This is a genomic window from Geodermatophilus poikilotrophus (assembly GCF_900111455.1).
Classification (GTDB): Bacteria; Actinomycetota; Actinomycetes; order Mycobacteriales; family Geodermatophilaceae; genus Geodermatophilus; species Geodermatophilus poikilotrophus.
The window spans coordinates 435,588-451,676 of the sequence record NZ_FOIE01000003.1 but is presented as its reverse complement, the minus strand read 5'-3'; the positions used below and the strand labels follow the sequence as shown (position 1 = coordinate 451,676).

The 16,089-nt window shown below is 74.0% G+C and carries 16 protein-coding genes; 6 read left to right on the top strand and 10 right to left on the bottom strand.

Annotation, left to right across the window (positions count from 1 at the left end; all coding sequences use genetic code 11):
• Positions 1-18 precede the first annotated feature (18 nt).
• From BMW27_RS09670 to BMW27_RS09635, 8 genes are all read right to left on the bottom strand, one after another.
• On the bottom strand, positions 19-285 hold the full coding sequence (locus BMW27_RS09670) for a hypothetical protein (RefSeq protein WP_091442894.1): 267 nt from the start codon (positions 283-285) through the stop codon (positions 19-21).
• Between the two features lie 136 nt (positions 286-421).
• Complete coding sequence (locus BMW27_RS09665) at positions 422-3,238, bottom strand: winged helix-turn-helix domain-containing protein (protein WP_245743435.1); 2,817 nt, start codon at positions 3,236-3,238, stop codon at positions 422-424.
• Positions 3,239-3,322: 84 nt separating this feature from the next.
• Positions 3,323-3,598 (bottom strand): hypothetical protein, encoded by a 276-nt coding sequence (locus tag BMW27_RS23680; protein ID WP_217638101.1) that lies wholly within the window; start codon positions 3,596-3,598, stop codon positions 3,323-3,325.
• Positions 3,599-3,950: 352 nt separating this feature from the next.
• A complete protein-coding gene (locus tag BMW27_RS09655) occupies positions 3,951-4,610 on the bottom strand; it encodes a response regulator (RefSeq protein WP_091442892.1) in 660 nt (219 codons plus the stop codon).
• The gene (locus BMW27_RS09650; protein ID WP_217638100.1) at positions 4,607-5,791 is read right to left on the bottom strand and encodes a sensor histidine kinase; all 1,185 of its coding nucleotides are present in this window, start codon (positions 5,789-5,791) and stop codon (positions 4,607-4,609) included. The genes BMW27_RS09655 and BMW27_RS09650 overlap by 4 nt, the downstream gene beginning before the upstream one ends.
• Positions 5,792-6,257: 466 nt before the next feature.
• Positions 6,258-6,791: an anthrone oxygenase family protein gene (locus tag BMW27_RS09645; protein WP_091442886.1), complete on the bottom strand. Its 534-nt coding sequence runs from the start codon at positions 6,789-6,791 to the stop codon at positions 6,258-6,260.
• A gap of 440 nt (positions 6,792-7,231) precedes the next feature.
• On the bottom strand, positions 7,232-7,894 hold the full coding sequence (locus tag BMW27_RS09640) for a response regulator (RefSeq protein WP_091442882.1): 663 nt from the start codon (positions 7,892-7,894) through the stop codon (positions 7,232-7,234).
• Positions 7,891-9,015, bottom strand: coding sequence for a sensor histidine kinase (locus BMW27_RS09635; RefSeq protein WP_091442879.1), 1,125 nt, complete (start codon positions 9,013-9,015; stop codon positions 7,891-7,893). The genes BMW27_RS09640 and BMW27_RS09635 overlap by 4 nt, the downstream gene beginning before the upstream one ends.
• A gap of 214 nt (positions 9,016-9,229) precedes the next feature.
• Between BMW27_RS09635 and BMW27_RS09630 the strand changes: the two genes are divergently transcribed.
• From BMW27_RS09630 to BMW27_RS09620, 3 genes are all read left to right on the top strand, one after another.
• Entirely contained in the window at positions 9,230-9,649 is a 420-nt protein-coding gene (locus BMW27_RS09630; protein WP_091442876.1) for a DUF6223 family protein, read from the top strand.
• A 355-nt stretch (positions 9,650-10,004) separates the two neighbouring features.
• Positions 10,005-10,733 carry a DUF6875 domain-containing protein gene (locus tag BMW27_RS22870; RefSeq protein WP_139206864.1) on the top strand — a complete coding sequence of 243 codons (729 nt, stop codon included), beginning with the start codon at positions 10,005-10,007 and terminating at the stop codon, positions 10,731-10,733.
• A gap of 473 nt (positions 10,734-11,206) precedes the next feature.
• Positions 11,207-11,515: a hypothetical protein gene (locus tag BMW27_RS09620; RefSeq protein WP_175486448.1), complete on the top strand. Its 309-nt coding sequence runs from the start codon at positions 11,207-11,209 to the stop codon at positions 11,513-11,515.
• On the opposite strand, the gene BMW27_RS09615 is transcribed toward BMW27_RS09620, so the two are convergent.
• Both BMW27_RS09615 and BMW27_RS09610 read right to left on the bottom strand, forming a co-directional pair.
• On the bottom strand, positions 11,503-11,850 hold the full coding sequence (locus tag BMW27_RS09615) for an alpha/beta fold hydrolase (RefSeq protein ID WP_139206863.1): 348 nt from the start codon (positions 11,848-11,850) through the stop codon (positions 11,503-11,505). The two genes, BMW27_RS09620 and BMW27_RS09615, sit on opposite strands and share 13 nt — an antisense overlap.
• A 339-nt stretch (positions 11,851-12,189) precedes the next feature.
• The gene (locus BMW27_RS09610) at positions 12,190-12,561 is read right to left on the bottom strand and encodes a cupin domain-containing protein (protein ID WP_091442870.1); all 372 of its coding nucleotides are present in this window, start codon (positions 12,559-12,561) and stop codon (positions 12,190-12,192) included.
• Positions 12,562-12,886: 325 nt separating this feature from the next.
• Here BMW27_RS09610 and BMW27_RS09605 point away from each other — a divergent pair, with 325 nt between their 5' ends.
• The 3 genes from BMW27_RS09605 (at position 12,887) to BMW27_RS09595 (ending at position 16,053) form a co-directional block, all read left to right on the top strand.
• Positions 12,887-14,113, top strand: coding sequence for an epoxide hydrolase family protein (locus BMW27_RS09605; protein ID WP_091442866.1), 1,227 nt, complete (start codon positions 12,887-12,889; stop codon positions 14,111-14,113).
• Between the two features lie 57 nt (positions 14,114-14,170).
• Entirely contained in the window at positions 14,171-15,097 is a 927-nt protein-coding gene (locus BMW27_RS09600) for a DUF5996 family protein (RefSeq protein ID WP_091443173.1), read from the top strand.
• A 428-nt stretch (positions 15,098-15,525) separates the two neighbouring features.
• A complete protein-coding gene (locus tag BMW27_RS09595; protein WP_217638099.1) occupies positions 15,526-16,053 on the top strand; it encodes a TVP38/TMEM64 family protein in 528 nt (175 codons plus the stop codon).
• Positions 16,054-16,089: the final 36 nt, after the last annotated feature.

Here is a 16,089-nt window from a genome sequence, read left to right as displayed (position 1 = left end):
CTCCTGGGTGGGGTGTCATCAGCGGGGTCGGCTGGAGGAACGGGGCGGGTCGGCGTCGAGGCGGGTGACCGAGACCAGCGGCAGCCCGAGGTCGCGGATCCGTGCCAGCACGCCGTGCAGTGCTGCCTGGTCGGCAACCGGGCCGGCCAGGACGGTGGTGCCGTCGCCGGCGGTGGTGAGGGTCATCCCGTCGAACCAGGCGACCCAGCGGGGGGCGAGGCGACCGCTGATGCGGATCTCGTAGCGACTGGGGTCGGAGGAACGGTCGCGCGTGGTCTCCGTCATCGGGGCTCCCGGTCCGAGCCGACCGGAGGGGCTCGGCCGGCGTTCGTTCGGTACGGCCGAGAACGTAGGGACCGGGGTGGTGAGACCGGATCACCACGTGTGGTGATCCGGGTGGTGAGAGGACGGCGGACGGGGCCTACCGGCCGTCGCCGCCGCGGCCCGAGCGGTGGCCGGCCCGGGCGAGCAGGTCGAGCTCCTCGCCGCGGCGGACCGCCGCGCGGCGGTTGGTCACGCCGAGCTTGGCGTAGATGTTCTTGGTGTGGGTGCGCACCGTGTTCACGGACAGGAACAACTCGCGGGCGATGTCCGGGCCGTCCAGGTCGGTGCCGAGCAGCCGCAGCACGTCCAGCTCGCGCCCACTCAGCGGGTCGACCGAGGTCCCGGGCCGGCGTCCACCGTCCTGGTCCGGCGCGTGGGCAGCCAGCAGCCGGCGGGCGTAGCCGTCGGCGCCGACCTGCGTCGGGGCTGCCCGCAGCAGCGCCACGAGGGGCGGACCCTCGTCGAGGAAGACCCGGACGTGGCCCTGCGGTTCGGCGGCCGCCAGCGCCCGGCGCAGAGTTGCCCGCGCCGCGGCGACCTGGCCGCGCGCCTGCTCGGCGAGCGCCTGCACGACCAGCACCTCGATCAGGGTGCCGGTCCGCCCACCGACCTCCGCGGCCTGCCGCAGACGCGTCAGCAGCCGCACCGCCCCGGTGATCGAATCCTCGCCGCCGTCGGCGGTGAACCGGGCGACCAGCGCCCGGGCGAGGATGAGGTGCTCGAACTCGCGCAGGTAGTCGGGCTCGTCGTCGACCCCTACCGCCCGCTCGCCGGCCCACGCCAGCGCGTCGGCCCACCGGCCGCACCGGGCCAGCAACCGTGCCCGCAGCGCCGCAACCGGCCGCACCTCGGGGAAGTAGTCGGCGGCATAGCGGCGTTCGGCGTCCCCCAGCAGCGCCAGCGCGCCCTCCCGGTCACCTTCGGCCTCCGCGATCCGGGCCATGGCGACCCGCCAGCGGTACGGGGTCTGCGGCAGGCCGGCGTGCTCTCCGAGGTCGCGGCTGGTGGCGAGGTGCCGGCGGGCGGCGTCGAGCTCGCCGCGTTCGATGAGCACGCCGGCGATGCCCACGTGCACGTCCGCCGCTCCCCGCAGCGGGGGCCCGGCCTCCGGGGTGACCAGGCGCAGCGCCCGCTCCAGCGTGCGCATCGCCTCCCCGAGGCGGCCCTGGGCGAGGCGGATGTCGGCCAGGGCGACCGCGCAGCCGGCCACGTCGGACAGGTGCCCGGCCCGCTCCAGGTGCGCCGCTGCCTCGGTGTACCACCGGTGCCCGGCGTCGAGGTCCCCGGTTGTCCAGTACGCCACGCCCAGCAGGCCGGCGGCCGGGCCGCGGCTCAGGTGGTCGTCGTCGGCGCCGGCGCGATCGAGCGCCGCCCGGGCGTGCCGGATCGTCCCGGCCGGGTCGCCGGACAGCAGCGCCTGCCCGGCGCGGTACAGGCAGATCGCGCTGGGCACTCGGCGGAACGCCTCCTCGTCGACCACGACCACCTCCGCCGACGGCGCCCGGGGGTCCTGGCCGTCGCCCGGCGTCCGGGTCACCCACCGCTCGGCGTCGCGCAGGTGCTCCTCCACGCCGTCGGTCAGGCCACTGACCATGAGGGCTGCGGCGTAGCCGATGCTGAGCACCGGCCGGACCCGGAGTACCTCCGTCGGAAGCGCCGCCAGCCAGCGGCGCACGGTGGCCTCCTGCCGGCCCTGCTGCAGCGTCGGCAGCAGCAGCTCGATCAGCTCCGCCGCGCGCGCGGGGTCGCCGCCGGCCAGTGCGTGGTGCACCGCTTCGGCCCGCTCGCCGGTGGTCTCGTGCCAGTCGGCGGCCCGCCGGTGCAGGCCGGCGACGGCGTCGGGCTGCTCGTCGAGCAGGTGTGCCTGCAGGACGTCGGCGAACAGGTGGTGGTAGCGGTACCACCGGCGGCGGTCGTCGAGCGGGATCAGGAACAGGTTCGCGCGGTCGAGGGCCTCGAGCGTCTGCCGACCGTCGTGCCGGCCGGTGACCGCGTCGCACAGCGGGCCGGAGAGCCGGCTCAGGATCGAGGTCTGCAGCAGGAAGCTGCGGACCCGCTCCGGCTGACGCTGCAGGACCTCCTCCACGAGGTAGTCGACGATGTAGCGGTCGTCCCCGGCGAAGTCGGTGAGGAAGGCGGTGACGTCGGTCCGGCCCTGCATGGACAGCGCCGCCAGCTGCAGCGCGGCGATCCAGCCCTCGGTGCGGGTGTCCAGGGCGGCCACCTCGCCGGCGCTCAGGGCCAGTCCCATGGCCTCGGTGAGGTACTCGGCGGCCTCCTCGGGTGTGAAGCGCAGGTCCGCGGCGCGCAGCTCCACGAGCTCACCGCGGACCCGCAGGCGCGCCAGCGGCAACGGCGGATCGGCGCGGCCGGCGATCACCAGGTGCGCGTGCGGCGGCAGGTGCTCGAGCAGGTACGCCATCCCCTCGTGCACCTCGGCGGACTCGATGAGGTGGTAGTCGTCGAGGACCAGCACCAGGTCACCCGGGACGGCGTCCAGGTCGTTGACCAGCGACGTGACGACCGCCTCCGCGGAGGTCTGCGGCGTGGACAGCAGGGCGAGCGCGCCGGCGCCGGCGCCGGGCAGCGCCGTCTGCACCGCGGCCACCAGGTAGGCCCAGAACAGCGCCGGATCGTCGTCCCGCGCGTCGAGGGACAGCCACGCCACGCACCGGTCCGCCGCAGGCGCGGCGGACAACCAGTCACTGAGCACCGTCGTCTTGCCGAACCCGGCCGGTGCCGACACCAGCGTCAGCGCCGCCTCGTTGCCGCGGCTGAGCCGCTCGATGAGCCGGGGGCGGGCCACCAGGCCGCGCCTCCGCCGGGGCGCGTGCAGCTTGGTCGTGAGCAGGGGCCCCACCGCGACCGCCTCTCCCTGGAGGGGCCGGGCCCCGGCGTCGACGACTCTGGTCACCGGCCACACCGTCGGCTCCGGAGACGCATCGTGGCAGCCGGGGCCGCGTGGTGTCGACGCCTCTGGCTCCGGCCACCTGGGTGATCAGGTGTCGGCGGTCCGGCGGGGCGCGGCACGGACGTGGATGCGTTCCCCCTGCGGACCCAGCAGGCTGAGGATCTCGACCGGCTGGTCGCCGGCGGGACCGAACCAGTGCGGAAGCCGGGTGTCGAACTCGGCGATCTCGCCGGGGCCGGTCGCGGTACTGGGGCCGCGGGCGTCCCAGCCCCAGTTCCCCGCAGAGCTCGACAGCTCGAGACGTTGGGCGATGCCGTCCCGGCTCAGCCCGGGGACTGCCGGGCGGCGGGGACCGAGTGGCACCGGCAACACCTCCAGGCGCGGGAGGCGGGCGCGAGAAGTCGCCGGATGACCCACCCACGCTCATCCGCGAACAGTGGTGTTGCCGCCGTCGACAGCGCTCTCGGGTTCCGCTCCCCGAAGATCCCGGGCGAACCGGTGCGCGTCCAGCCCGCGCCAGACGCCCGACCAGCGAGAACGGGTGATCCGGACGCCGTCGGAGGGCCAGCACAGCGCTTCTCCCCGGTCGGTACACCTGGCGCCGGGCGGCCGGAGCAGAACCCGGCCACCCGGGCCGGACGGTCCCGGTGCCACCGGCTCCACCAGCAGCGCTCGCCGCAGGCACGTCCAGCCCCACCCGGAGAGCGGCGCCGACTCACGCCCCCGGGATGACCAGCCCGGTCTCGTAGGCGAGCACGACCAGGCGGGCGCGGTCGCGGGCGTCGAGCTTGGTCAGCAGTCGGGAGACGTAGGTGCGTGCCGTTGCCGGGGAGAGGAAGAGCTCTCGGGCGATCTCGTCGTTGGACAGGCCCCGACCCACGAGGGCGAGGACCTCCCTCTCGCGCTGGGTGAGCACCTGCAGCGGCGTGTCGTCCACTGCGGCCTGCAGTCGGTCGGCCAGGGACCGCAGCACCGTCCGGGTGACCGAGGGGGACAGCAGCGACTCGCCCGCGGCCACCACGCGGATCCCCTGGCGCAGGTCCGTCGGCGAGACGTCCTTGAGCAGGTAGCCGGCCGCACCGGCGCGGATGGCCTCGAACACGTGCTCGTCCTCGTCGAAGGTGGTGAGCACCAGCACGCGGACGTCTCTCAACCGCGGGTCCGCGACGACCTCGCGGGTCGCCTGGAGACCGTCCATCTCCGGCATGCGGACGTCCATGAGGACGACATCGGGCTGCAGCTCGCGGATGCGGGCCAGGCCCGCGCGACCGGTCCCGGCCTCGCCGACGACGGTGATGTCGCCGTCGCGCTCGGCGAGGGTCCGCAGCCCCGTGCGCACGAGCTCCTGGTCGTCGACCAGCACGATCCGGATCACGGGTCCAGCCTCACCGGCAGCACCGCGTGCACCTGGAACCCGCTGGCTGCGCCGCGGCCCGCGGTGAGCTCCCCGCCGAGCACGGCGGCGCGCTCGCGCATGCCGCTCAGGCCGGAACCGCTCCCTGCTGAGCACGGTTCGACCGGGCGACCCCCCGGGCCGTCGTCGGCGATCACCAGCTCCAGCCGGTCCCCACGGACGCCGGCGGTGACCGCCGCGTGGGTGGCTCCGGAGTGCCGGATGACGTTGGTGAGCGACTCCTGGACGATCCGGTAGGCCGCCGCCTCGATGGCGCCGTCGAGGCAACCCTCGCCGACGGTGACGTCGAGGTCCACCACGACACCGGCCTCCCGGGCGGCGTCCGCCAGGCGCCCGAGCCCGGAGAGGCCCACTGCTCCCCGTTCGACGTCGCCCGCGGGGGAACGGAGGAGCTTCACCGTGGCCCGCAGCTCCCGCAGCTGGGCGGAGGTCGCGACAGCGATCTGCTGGACCGCCCGCCGGGCCACCTCGTCGTCGCGGCCGATGGCCTCGGCGGCGACGTTGCCGTGCAGGGCGATCACCGACATGGCATGGCCGACGGAGTCGTGCAGGTCCTGGGCGATGCGCACCCGCTCGGCCTGGAGCCTGCCCTCGGCCTCGCGAGCCTGCTCAGCAGCTGCCAGCGCCCGCAGCCGCTGCTGGGAGGACCGGGCCGCCCGCCGGGCACGGACACTCACGCCGAGAGCGATCGCCGCGGCGGCGAGTGCCACGTTGGTGAGCAACTCGTAGCTGAGCAGGTACGCGGTGGGCAGCCCCTCGGCGACCCGGGCCCAAGCGGCCACGGCGACCAGCACCGTCCCCGCGCCGACCGCCCAGCAGAGGGCACCGACGTCGGCCGCCCGGTAGAGCGCGGCGACGGCCGGGAGGGCGATGCCGATCGGCGGGAAGCCGAGGGCGTAGTAGGCGAAGATGCCGAGGACGGTCAGCGCCAGGACGAGGCGGGGGGCGCGGCGGCCCACCAGGGCCAGGGCGCCGAACCCGACGGCGAACAGGTGGGCGCCGGGGGTGGCCCGGCCGGTCTCCTCCGGATCGGCGGCGATGACCAGCGCCACGGTGAGGGTCTGCGTCGTCGCGAGCAGCAGGTCGGCGCGGCGCCGGTGGACCTCGCCCCTGTGCGCGGACACGTCCCTGGAGTCGGGCACGGCGTCAGGGTAGGAAGCCGGACGGGTCGGCGGACATCCCCGCGCGTCGACGCAGCGATCGCTCCGCAGTCACGACGCCGGCTCCTCACTGCTGCTGCGAAGGACGAGGACACGCTGCGTTCGGCGGCGCGGCGGTGCTCCTCCCGACCGCTCCCCCGTCCGCAGGCCAGGTCTTCCGGGACGCGGAGGTCGTTGAGCTCGTCCAGCCACCCGTCCGGTCCAGCGGGATCGACCGGGGCGCGGTCCCCGCCGTCCGCCCCGGTCGATGCAGTGCGGCAGGCGGAGAACGTGCCCGGGGCGAGGAGCCGCGCCCTCACCCGCGGTCCCCCGGCTCCGTCGCACGTGGCGGTCCCGTCCGAGGCACTCGTGCGCTGTGGTCGCCGGGGCCGTGGAGGTGGGCCGGATGGTGCCGGGCGTGGCGCGGACCGCGGGCCGAGGCGGCGGAGCAGCACGGTCACGACCGCGGTCACCGGCCGGCCCCGACCGGCTGGGCCGGGGCCGGGACGGAGGCGGTGGCGCGGACCCAGCGCAGCAGCGCGGTGAAGGTCAGGACAGCGGTCACCGCGCCGCCGGTCAGGCGCACCCAGTGGCCGGCGACGAACTCGCCGGCGACCTGACGGAGGTACTCCGGCGTGTGGGTGCCGACCGGATCGATGAACATGACCTCGTTCCGCGGCCAGAAGAACAACACCGAGAACACGAAGTCGCAGGCGATGAACACCGCAGCCGCGCCGAGGATCCACCACCGCAGCCGCGGATCCCGCCACGTCAGCACGGTCGCAGCCAGGCCGCTGACCACCACTGCGGCCCCCAGGGGTGGGAAGTAGTCGCTGGGGCCTCCCGCGACGAGGAACTCCCGTGCCCGGTCCAGCGACGCCGGTGGGTCGCCGAAGATGTTCGGGTAGAGCATCACGGTCTCCGCGGCGACACCGCCGAAGGACAGCATCGCGGTCCACACGACGGCGATGAGCGCCACCGTGGTGAGTCTCCTGCGCGACATCTCGGTCCGTCCCCTCGCTGGTCAGCTCGACGCCCCGGCGGGTTGCCGTCGCTCGGCGACGCTAGGTGCAGCCGGTACGCGGGTCTGCCGCCTGACGACGGGAACCGGGGTCGCTCCTCGACGTACGGCACCCTCGCCGGGCTACGACCTCGGCGACGGGAGAGCGCCGGCGACCGGCGCGGGCGGCGTGACGGCACGCGATCCACCGACTCGCGCTGGCGGCCGCTGGAGGGGATCGAGGTCGCGAGTCGGGACGGACCCGTCAGCAGGAGTGGTGCGGGGGCGGGTCGGTGCGGACGGGGCCGGCCCGGTCCCTCCGGTCGTTCTGCAGCTGCGGTCGGCACCGACGAGGGGGCGGGCTCGACACCCGCGGCGCCGATGCCCAGGACCGTCTGCCTGGAGCCGGCAGCGGCGGGCAGCTGTCACCCGGACCGTGGACGTCAGGAGTCGCGCGGGGCCACCAGGCCGGACTCGTAGGCGAGGACCACGAGCTGGGCGCGGTCGCGGGCGTGGAGCTTGGCCATGGCCCGGTTGACGTGGGTCTTCGCGGTGAGCGGGCTGATCACCATGCGTTCGGCGACCTGGTCGTTGGACAGTCCCCGCGCGACCAGGGCGACGGCCTCGCGTTCGCGGCTGGTCAGTTCTCCCAGCCCCGTGTCGATGCCGGTGTCCAGCGGCTGGCTGACGTACCGCTTGATCAGCTTGCGGGTGATCGACGGCGCGAGCAGGGCGTCGCCGCGCGCGGCGACGCGGACAGCGTGCAGGAAGTCCTCCGGCTGGATGTCCTTGACGAGGAACCCGGCTGCGCCCGCACGAAGCGCGTCGAAGACGTACTCGTCCACGCCGTAGTTGGTCAGGATGACGACGTGCACCGACGCCAGCGCCGGGTCCGCGGCGATGCGCCGGGTCGCCTCGATGCCGTCGACGACCGGCATCTGGATGTCGATGAGCGCGACGTCCGGCAGGTGTTCCCTGGCCCGCGCCACGCCCTCGCTGCCGTCACCGGCCTCGGCCACCACCTCGATGTCGTCCTCGCTGTCCAGGAGCGCTCGGAAGCCGCTGCGGATGAGCGGCTGGTCGTCGACCAGCAGGACACGGATCACGACGTGTGGTCCAAGGGGAGCTCGGCCTGCACGGTGAAGCCACCCTCGCTGCGCGGCGCCGCCCGGAGGCGGCCTCCGAGAGCGGTGACTCGTTCCCGCATCCCCAGCAGCCCGACGCCGGGAGGCGGAGCGGTGGCCGGCGCGGCCCGGCCGTCGTCATCCACCCGGATGAGCAGGGTGTCGGGCCGGTAGTCGATCCGGACCGACGCGGTGGCGGCGGAAGCGTGGCGGGCGACGTTGGTCAGCGACTCCTGGACGATCCGATAAGCAGTCCGGTCCACCGCGGCCGGCACGTCGTCGTTGTGTCCCTCGATCGTCAGCTCCGCGTCCAGACCGGCCAGCCGAGCCCGGTGCAGCAGGTCCGGGACGTGGCCGAGCCCGAGCCCGTCCGGCGGGTTCCTGTCGCCATCGCGCAGCGCCTCCAGAGTCGCCCGCAGTTCCCGGGCCGCCTCACGACCGGCCTCCCGGATCACCAGCAGCGCCTCCGGCACCGGTTCACCCCGCTTGCGGGCCAGATGGACGGCGACGTCGGCCTGCACCTTGATGACGGAGATCTGGTGGGTGAGCGAGTCGTGCAGTTCCCGCGCGATGTGCAGCCGCTCCTCGCCGGCGCGGCGCCGCGCGGTCTCCTCGCGGGTGCGCTCGGCTTCGTCCGCTCGGCGCTCGGCCTGCCGCAGCGCCTCACCCGCCGCACCGGCGGCGATCAGCCAGGCCAGTTCGAGGACGTCCCGGGACTGCGAGAACGCCTCGCCCACGGGCCAGTCCCGGGGAGAGACCAGGATCGCCAGCGGCAGGGCAGCCAGCATGACCACCGAAGCAACCACCGGAACGATGCGGTGTCCCGCCCGCACCGCGGCGTACACCGCGAACAGGAACGCGACGACCGGCACGTCGAAACCGACGGACTGGTGACCCAGCGCGCACAGCCCGGTCACGACCAGCACGGTGACCGGAGCCCAGCGGCGCGCGACCAGCGACAGCCCACCAGCTGCCAGCAGCAGGTAGCCGAGCGGCTCGAGATCCGTCGAGGGGTGCTGCCCGGACAGCCCGGCGATCAGCAGGGTCGCCCCCACGCCGACGGCGATCGCCCAGTCTCCGACGCTGATCCGCGCCCCGCCCATGCGGGCACGCTAGCCCGATGTCCGCGCAAGCGACTCCCGCGCACGGATGGTCGATCGCCTACCGCCCACGCAGTACCCATGGCTCGTTCGGCACCCGCGCGGTAGCCGGCTACGGCACCGGCGGCAGCGCGAAGTGCCTGCGGCCGCACGACGACCGGCGGCGGGACCGGCGGACACGATCAGCGGCGTCCAGTTGTGGGAGGAGGAGCGCCCCATGTCCGTCCGTCACCTGCTCGCCGCCGGCGCAGTCGCCACGATCGGCGTCCTCGGGTTCGCCACCCCGGCAGCCGCGCACGTCCTCGTCCAGCCGACCGCCGCCAGTGCACACGCCATGACCCCCGGGCGTCTCTGGTCGCTGGTGGCCGCGCTGCTGGGACTGGCCGGCGTGGTCATCGGCGGGATGGCTCTGCGCTCCGCCGGTCGCATCGGCAACGGCAACGCGAGGAACGGGGCCACCGTGGCCCTGGTGGTGGGGCTGACCGGCACGGCCATCGGCGGGCTCGTCGTGGCCGCCGCCGACGGTGGTCCCGGCACCGGCTACGGGATGGTCGGGGGGGTCATGGCCGTGGTGGTGGGGCTGATCGCCGTGGTCCTCGGGGGGCTGGCCCTGGCCCGCGCGCGCCGCACCGGCTGACCGGCTGACCCGTGAGCGAGCACTCCGGGTCTGTTCGAAGGCCGCCCCGGCACGTTCCAGCGCCCCGTGGAGCCCGTCCCGGTCCTGTCCCTCGTGCGGGCGGAGCACCCAGGTGTCCAGCCCAGCCAGCGTTCCCACGGTGGCCTCGCGGTTGCGACCGCGAGCGCCTCCGGGCGGCCGCGGTGCCGGCGTCCTCGCGCCGTTCGAGGCCCTTGCGGAACTCCTCGGTGTGTCGCGCCGCTCGAGCTGAGCAGGATGGGCGCGGCCACGACGCTGACCTGCGGTCCGTCGCCGGCACTGGTGGGTCGTCGAGGGAGCAGACCAGGGTCTTCGACGGGTGCGACGAGCGGAGCGGATGAGCACGCTCGGCCACCTCATGGACCGTTCACGGGTCCGCTATCCCTCCTCGGAGGCCGCGATGTCGACACAGACCACTGACCTCGTCCTCCTCGAGGATCTCGAGAGCAACGGAAAGGCAAGTGGTCTTGCGCCGCGGGACCGGGAGGCACTCCAGGCCGTGGCCGACTGGATCAACGATTTCATCCTCGAGCCCAACGACGAGCTCGGTCGCCCCGGGCCCGTGTGCCCCTTCATGCCCACTTCGGTCGAACGGCGGACGATGTGGCTCGCCCCCGAACACATCGGCGGTGGGAGCGCGGCCCACGTGGTCGAACTGATGAACAGCTACAAGCGCCGGCTCCTCGACGTCGGATCCCCTGACGGCGGCGATACCGACTACGACGTGATCACCGTCGTCTTCACCGATCTGCCGGCCGACCGTGCGCAGGACGTGTTCGACGACGTCCTGGGGGAGATCGCGGTTCCGTCCTACGTCGAGGACGGAATCGTGTTCGGGCCGTTCTACAACGGCAATCAGGCGACTGCGATCTACAACAACGGCTTCCGCCCATTCCAATCACCCGTGCCGTTCATCTTCGTGAGGCACGGAGTGGTGAGCGACTGGAAGTTCTTCGTGGACCAGGAGGAGTGGCTGACGCTCTGGGCGCGTCGGTTCGGCGAGCAGGGCGTCGACGCGCTTGCTGCGGAACTCCGCCGCCACCCGTGGAACTCGCGGCGCGACTGAGAGCGTCCACCGGTCCGCGTGTCCGTCGGCCACACGAACGGCCTCGCGCCGTCGAGGTGACGAGGTGCCCCTCGAACAGCACCCAGCCGCGTCTCGGGTGGGGCGCCGTCGGCGTCGAGCAGCCCGTGGGCGACCGCCCAGCTGTCGATGCCGACGCCGCCCAGCCGGCCGGGTCGCGCCCGGCCGCCCGGAGGCCGTCGAGGATGCCGGCGTGGAGGGCGAGGACGTCCCCGTGCAGGGTTTCCGCCGTCCGGACCGGCCGGTCGGGGAACCGGTGCACCTCGTGCAGGTCCAGGCGCTCCGGACCGACCCGCGCGGCCACCACCCGGCCGCTCGAGGCGCCCGGGTCGAGGGCCGCGAGGACCACGTCGGGACTCGAGACCGACAGCGTGACGCCCGCCGGGTATTGCACGGGCGTGCCCGCACGCGCAACGGTGCATTGCCACACCTGAGGGATCGCCACAGGAGGAGCCATGACCAGCATGATCAACATCCGTCGCCAGAGGACCGGCTCCACCGCAACGGCGGCGAGCGTCACCGGCGCGATGGCTGTCGGCGCCCGCATCCTCGGGCCGTCGGCGATGGGGCCTCTCGCTGTCGCCGTCACCGCTGTCGGCGCGATGGCCGTCGGCCGGCTCGCGATCGCCGACGCGGTGATCCGGAGACTGCGCGCCGAGGAGATCGAGATCGGCTCGCTGAAGGTGCGTGAGCTCGAGGTGGCCGGCCAGCGTTGGACCGGCTCCACCATCTCGTCGATCCCGAGGGCCGATCAGCAGTCGTAGCCGCTCAGAGGACGTCGTGCGAGCAGCCCCTCGGGCTCTGTCCGCCCTGCGGATTGGCGCACGGTGCGGTGGGTGGCACTCAGCAGCACGGCCGCCGCCACCGGGGACGTGCCGTGCCGCCCCAGGTACCGGGTGACCTCTCCCCCGGCGGTGGAGTGCACGACCAGGACGACGTCACGCAGGTCGATGTGCTCGACGAGCCCGCCCAGGTCACCGGCGTAGGTGGCTGGTCGTCGCCGTCCACGGCTGCGACGAGCGGCCACCACCCGCCGGTCGTGGGCGATCCACCGGGTACCCGGCGTCGTCGACGAGCTCGGGCTGCGGATCCCACGCATCCCGCGTCAGCGGCCGGCCGTGGCTGAGGACGACGGGCTGCCCGCTCCCCCGGTCCCCGTAGCAGACGTCCACCCCGTCCTCGGTGGTGCAGACGCCCGTGCCAGCTCCGGGTGCGTGTGGTGTCCACGAGGGCCACCGGCCGGGTCGCCCGGTGCTCCAGACCCAGGCCGGACCCTCATCGCTCGCATCGACCGAGTGGCCGTGCCCCGGTGATCCGGGCTCCGCCTCCGATCCCGGGCCCGATCCCGACCGACGGGCGAGGTGGCCGGGATCCGGCGCCCGTCCGCCGCGGCACGCCGGGCGCTGCGCGGACGCCCAGTAGTGCGGTGAGGCTTCGCTCAGCCGAGGAGCGTGACGAGCGGCTCTCCGATCTCGACGAGGTACGTGGACAGCATCCGCCCCGTCCCCGGGCCCAGGTCCCGGGCGTTGTGGGGTGTCCCCGGAGGGATGAGGAACCCCTCCCCGGCGTGCAGCGTCCGCGGCGGCCGGCCCTCGACGAGCACCTCCACCGTCCCTGCGTCGATGTATCCCACCTCCTCCCCTGGATGCGTGTGCCAGCCGGACTCCACACCGACCGGGATCTCCGTCAGGACCTGCACGATCTCCCGTCCGGGGACGGAGCAGGGGCCGCGCTGGACCTCGGTGCGTTCCAGCTTGCCGGCGAACGCGTCCGGTGACTGCTGTGAGGTGGGAGCGGCATCCGAGACCACGGCTGCACCTCCGGGGTGGTCGGGGCTTCTTCGTCCGAGTCTGGCCGTCGCACCGGGCGCCGCATCGGCCAACCGACTGCGCCCGGGCCAGGGGCCGGTGAACCGCCACGCGGAGCGCAGCAGGCAGATCGGCGCGCACCCGAGTGACGCTCCGCAGTCGGACCGAGCGAGCGTGGGCTCCGGCTGACCACCGTCGGGCGACCGCGGGGAAGAGCAGTGCCGCGATCCGGTCACCGACGTCATTCGACTCATGCACCCGTTGCGGTGGCTGGGTCACTGTCGACTCGCTGTCCAGCAGGTCCCGAACAGAAGGCGAGCCCCAGCCATGACTGCGGTAGCCGAACGAACCGGCAGTGCCATCCGTCCCTTCCGGGTCAGCATCCCGGACGAGGCGCTCACCGAGTTGCGCAGACGCATCGAGACGACGCGCTGGCCCTCCAGGGAGCTGGTCGCAGATCGCTCGCAGGGCGTGCAGCTGGCGACGGTCCAGGAGCTCGCCCGCTACTGGGCGACCGAGTACGACTGGCGCCGGTGCGAGGCGAGACTCAACGCGCTACCGCAGTTCACCACCGAGATCGACGGGGTGGACATCCACTTCGTGCACGTGCGCTCCCGGCACGAGGACGCGTTGCCGCTGGTCATGACGCACGGGTGGCCCGGCTCGGTCATCGAGCTGCTCGAGGTCGTCGGGCCCCTCACCGACCCGACCGCGCACGGCGGCCGCGCGGAGGACGCCTTCCACCTCGTGCTGCCGTCCCTGCCCGGATACGGCTTCTCCGGTGAGCCGGCCGAACTCGGGTGGGACCTCGGTCGCACCGCGCGCGCCTGGGCGGAGCTGATGCGCCGCCTCGACCACCCGCGGTACGTCGCCCAGGGCGGCGACGTGGGTGCCGGCGTCACCGACGCGATGGGGCGGCAGGGCCCCGAGGGCCTGCTCGGCATCCACACCAACCTCCTGGTGACGGCGCTGGGCGGTCCTCAGCCGACGAACTCCGAGGAGGAACGAGCCGCGGCGGATGCGATCGCCACGTTCCGGTCGAGCGGCATCGCGTACTTCCTCCAGCAGGCGACCCGGCCGCAGACGATCGGTTACGCCCTGCTGGACTCGCCGGTGGCCCTGGCCGCCTGGATGCTCGACCACGACACCGACGCGTACTACAAGATCTCCGGTGCCTTCGTCGACGGACGGCCGACGGGGCACCTCACCCGCGACCGGATCCTCGACAACATCACGCTGTACTGGCTGACCGGCACCGGTGCCTCGGCGGCCCGGTCGTACTGGGAGGCCTACGGAGTCGACGCAGCGGCGGCCGCAGCTGCCCAGTCCCCGCCGGAGGTGCGGATCCCGGTCGGGTTCACCACCTTCCCCGGCGAGATCTGGCGGACTCCCCGCAGCTGGGCCGAACTGGCATACCCCACGCTCACCTACTTCCACGAGGCGGAGCGGGGCGGCCACTTCGCCGCCTGGGAGGAGCCCGAGCTGTTCGCGACCGAGGTCCGGGCCGCCTTCGGACCCCTGCGCCCGTCCCGGGTCCCCGAGCCGCGTCGCTGACCGGCCGTGGACTCCGACACCGCCCTGGGAGCCGCGGTCCTGCGATCGGGTCCGGGCATGCTCGCGTCCGAGCACTGGCCGGCCCTGCCCTACGAGCAGTGGCGGGCGACCCTCGACACCCTGCACGCACACACGCAGGTCCTCGGCAAGCTCTCCGCCGCGCTCGCGCCGCCGGAACCGCAGCTGCAGCACGCCGCCCTGCGCCTGACCGCCAGGGGCTGGGAGACGCAGCCACTGCCCGCACCCGACGGATCCGGGACCCTGGTCGTCGTCCTGGACCTCCACGCGCACGAGGCAGGCGTGGAGCACAGCCTCGGACGCCGGCACCGGATCGCCCTCGGGCCTTCCCGCCCGGTGGGCGAGGTGACGCGCGAGGTCCTCGCCGCGGTCCGCGATGTGGCGGGACCGGTGACCATCGATCCCCGTCCGCAGGAGACGCCGTGGACGACTCCGCTGGACGAGGACGAGGAGCACGCCACGTACGACCCGGACCACGTCGGCTCCTACTTCGCGGCGGCGGTTCGCGCCTCCCTGGCCCTCGCCGAGGTCCGTGCTCCCTACCGGGGGCGCTCCACGCCGGTCAACGCCTGGTGGGGGTCGTTCGACCTCGCCGTGAACCTCTTCTCGGGGCTGCCCGCGGACCCGCCGTCCGGAGACTTCATCATGCGGAACGCGATGGACGCGCAGGAGGTCGCCGTCGGGTGGTGGCCCGGGGACGAGCGCTACCCACGGGCCGCCTTCTACGGCTACGCGCACCCGGCGCCCCCGGGCTACCAGGACGCCCGGCTCGAGCCGCCTGGGGCTCGTTGGGAAGCAGACCTCGGCGAGTTCGTCCTCGACTGGGAGGACGTCCGCGGACACGAGGATCCGCACCGGGCGGCGGTCTCCTTCGCCCGCTCGGTCATCCGCCACTCCTGCGCCGCGTGCGACTGGGAGCCGGCCCTCGCCGCGAGCGTCGACGGCGTCCCGCCCCCCGTCACCTGACGCCACTGCAGGGAGCAGTGGCCCCGGGCCAGTCGCGGGCACGTTGCGCGGTGGGATCGGCACGACGGATCCCTGGCACACGCGATCGGCGAGTGGAACCGGACGGTCCACGGCGGAGCCGACCGGCCTGTCAGCTCACCCCGGCCGGACGTGGCGCGGATACTGGGTGGGTGGGATCGACCCGAAGCCGATCGGGCCGCGCGGCGGGCGGCCGGCAGCTGCCGCATCGCCGGACCGACGACCCTGGCCACTGCGCCCACGCGGTCGGACGATGACCTCCGCGGCTGCGATGCCGACGGACCTTCCGACGGGGGGACGACGTGCGTGGCTATGGGCTGGTCGTAGCCGTACCGGTGGGCGGCGCTCTGCTGCTCTTCGGCCTCGCGGAGTGGGCGGCGTTGCCCCTGCTGACGGATCCACTGCCCGCGATGCGCAGTGCCGGAGCGGCCACGGCGCTCCTCGGTCTGGGACTGCTGATCGCCGACGTGTTCCTCCCGGTCCCCTCGAGCGTCGTGATGGTGGCGCACGGAGCGCTGTTCGGTCTCGTGCCAGGCGCTGCGCTGTCCCTGCTCGGCGGTGTCTCGGCGGCGCTGGTCGGCTTCGCGCTGGGGCGTCAGGGGCGCGGCGTCGTCGAACGCGTGACGACGCCGGCTCAGCGAGCCGAGGCCGACCGCCTGCTCACGCGCTGGGGTCCGTGGGCCGTGGTGTGCACCAGAGCCGTTCCGGTGCTGGCGGAGACCGTGGCCGTCCTCGCCGGGACGTCACCGATGCGCTGGTCCGTCCTGGTCTGCGCCGCAGCAGCGGGGACCGCCGTGCCGGCGCTGCTGTACGCAGCCGTGGGGGCGAGCGCCGGCACCGCTTCGAGCCTGGCGCTGGCGTCGGTGCTCGCGCTCGCGTTCTCGGGGCTGGTGGTCGTGACGGGTGGTCGCCCGCGCCGATCGTCGCCTCGTCCGTAGCCCTCGCAGGCTGCCACGGTCGAGCGTCCGCGCGAT

Coding starts and splice junctions, on each gene's coding strand:
- BMW27_RS09615 (WP_139206863.1), bottom strand. CDS start 11,850: ATGCGTGGGATCCGCAGCCCGAGCTCGTCGACGACGCCGGGTACCCGG.
- BMW27_RS09645 (WP_091442886.1), bottom strand. CDS start 6,791: ATGTCGCGCAGGAGACTCACCACGGTGGCGCTCATCGCCGTCGTGTGG.
- BMW27_RS09635 (WP_091442879.1), bottom strand. CDS start 9,015: ATGGGCGGGGCGCGGATCAGCGTCGGAGACTGGGCGATCGCCGTCGGC.
- BMW27_RS09670 (WP_091442894.1), bottom strand. CDS start 285: ATGACGGAGACCACGCGCGACCGTTCCTCCGACCCCAGTCGCTACGAG.
- BMW27_RS09605 (WP_091442866.1), top strand. CDS start 12,887: ATGACTGCGGTAGCCGAACGAACCGGCAGTGCCATCCGTCCCTTCCGG.
- BMW27_RS09600 (WP_091443173.1), top strand. CDS start 14,171: ATGCTCGCGTCCGAGCACTGGCCGGCCCTGCCCTACGAGCAGTGGCGG.
- BMW27_RS22870 (WP_139206864.1), top strand. CDS start 10,005: ATGAGCACGCTCGGCCACCTCATGGACCGTTCACGGGTCCGCTATCCC.
- BMW27_RS09630 (WP_091442876.1), top strand. CDS start 9,230: ATGTCCGTCCGTCACCTGCTCGCCGCCGGCGCAGTCGCCACGATCGGC.
- BMW27_RS09595 (WP_217638099.1), top strand. CDS start 15,526: ATGCGCAGTGCCGGAGCGGCCACGGCGCTCCTCGGTCTGGGACTGCTG.
- BMW27_RS09620 (WP_175486448.1), top strand. CDS start 11,207: ATGACCAGCATGATCAACATCCGTCGCCAGAGGACCGGCTCCACCGCA.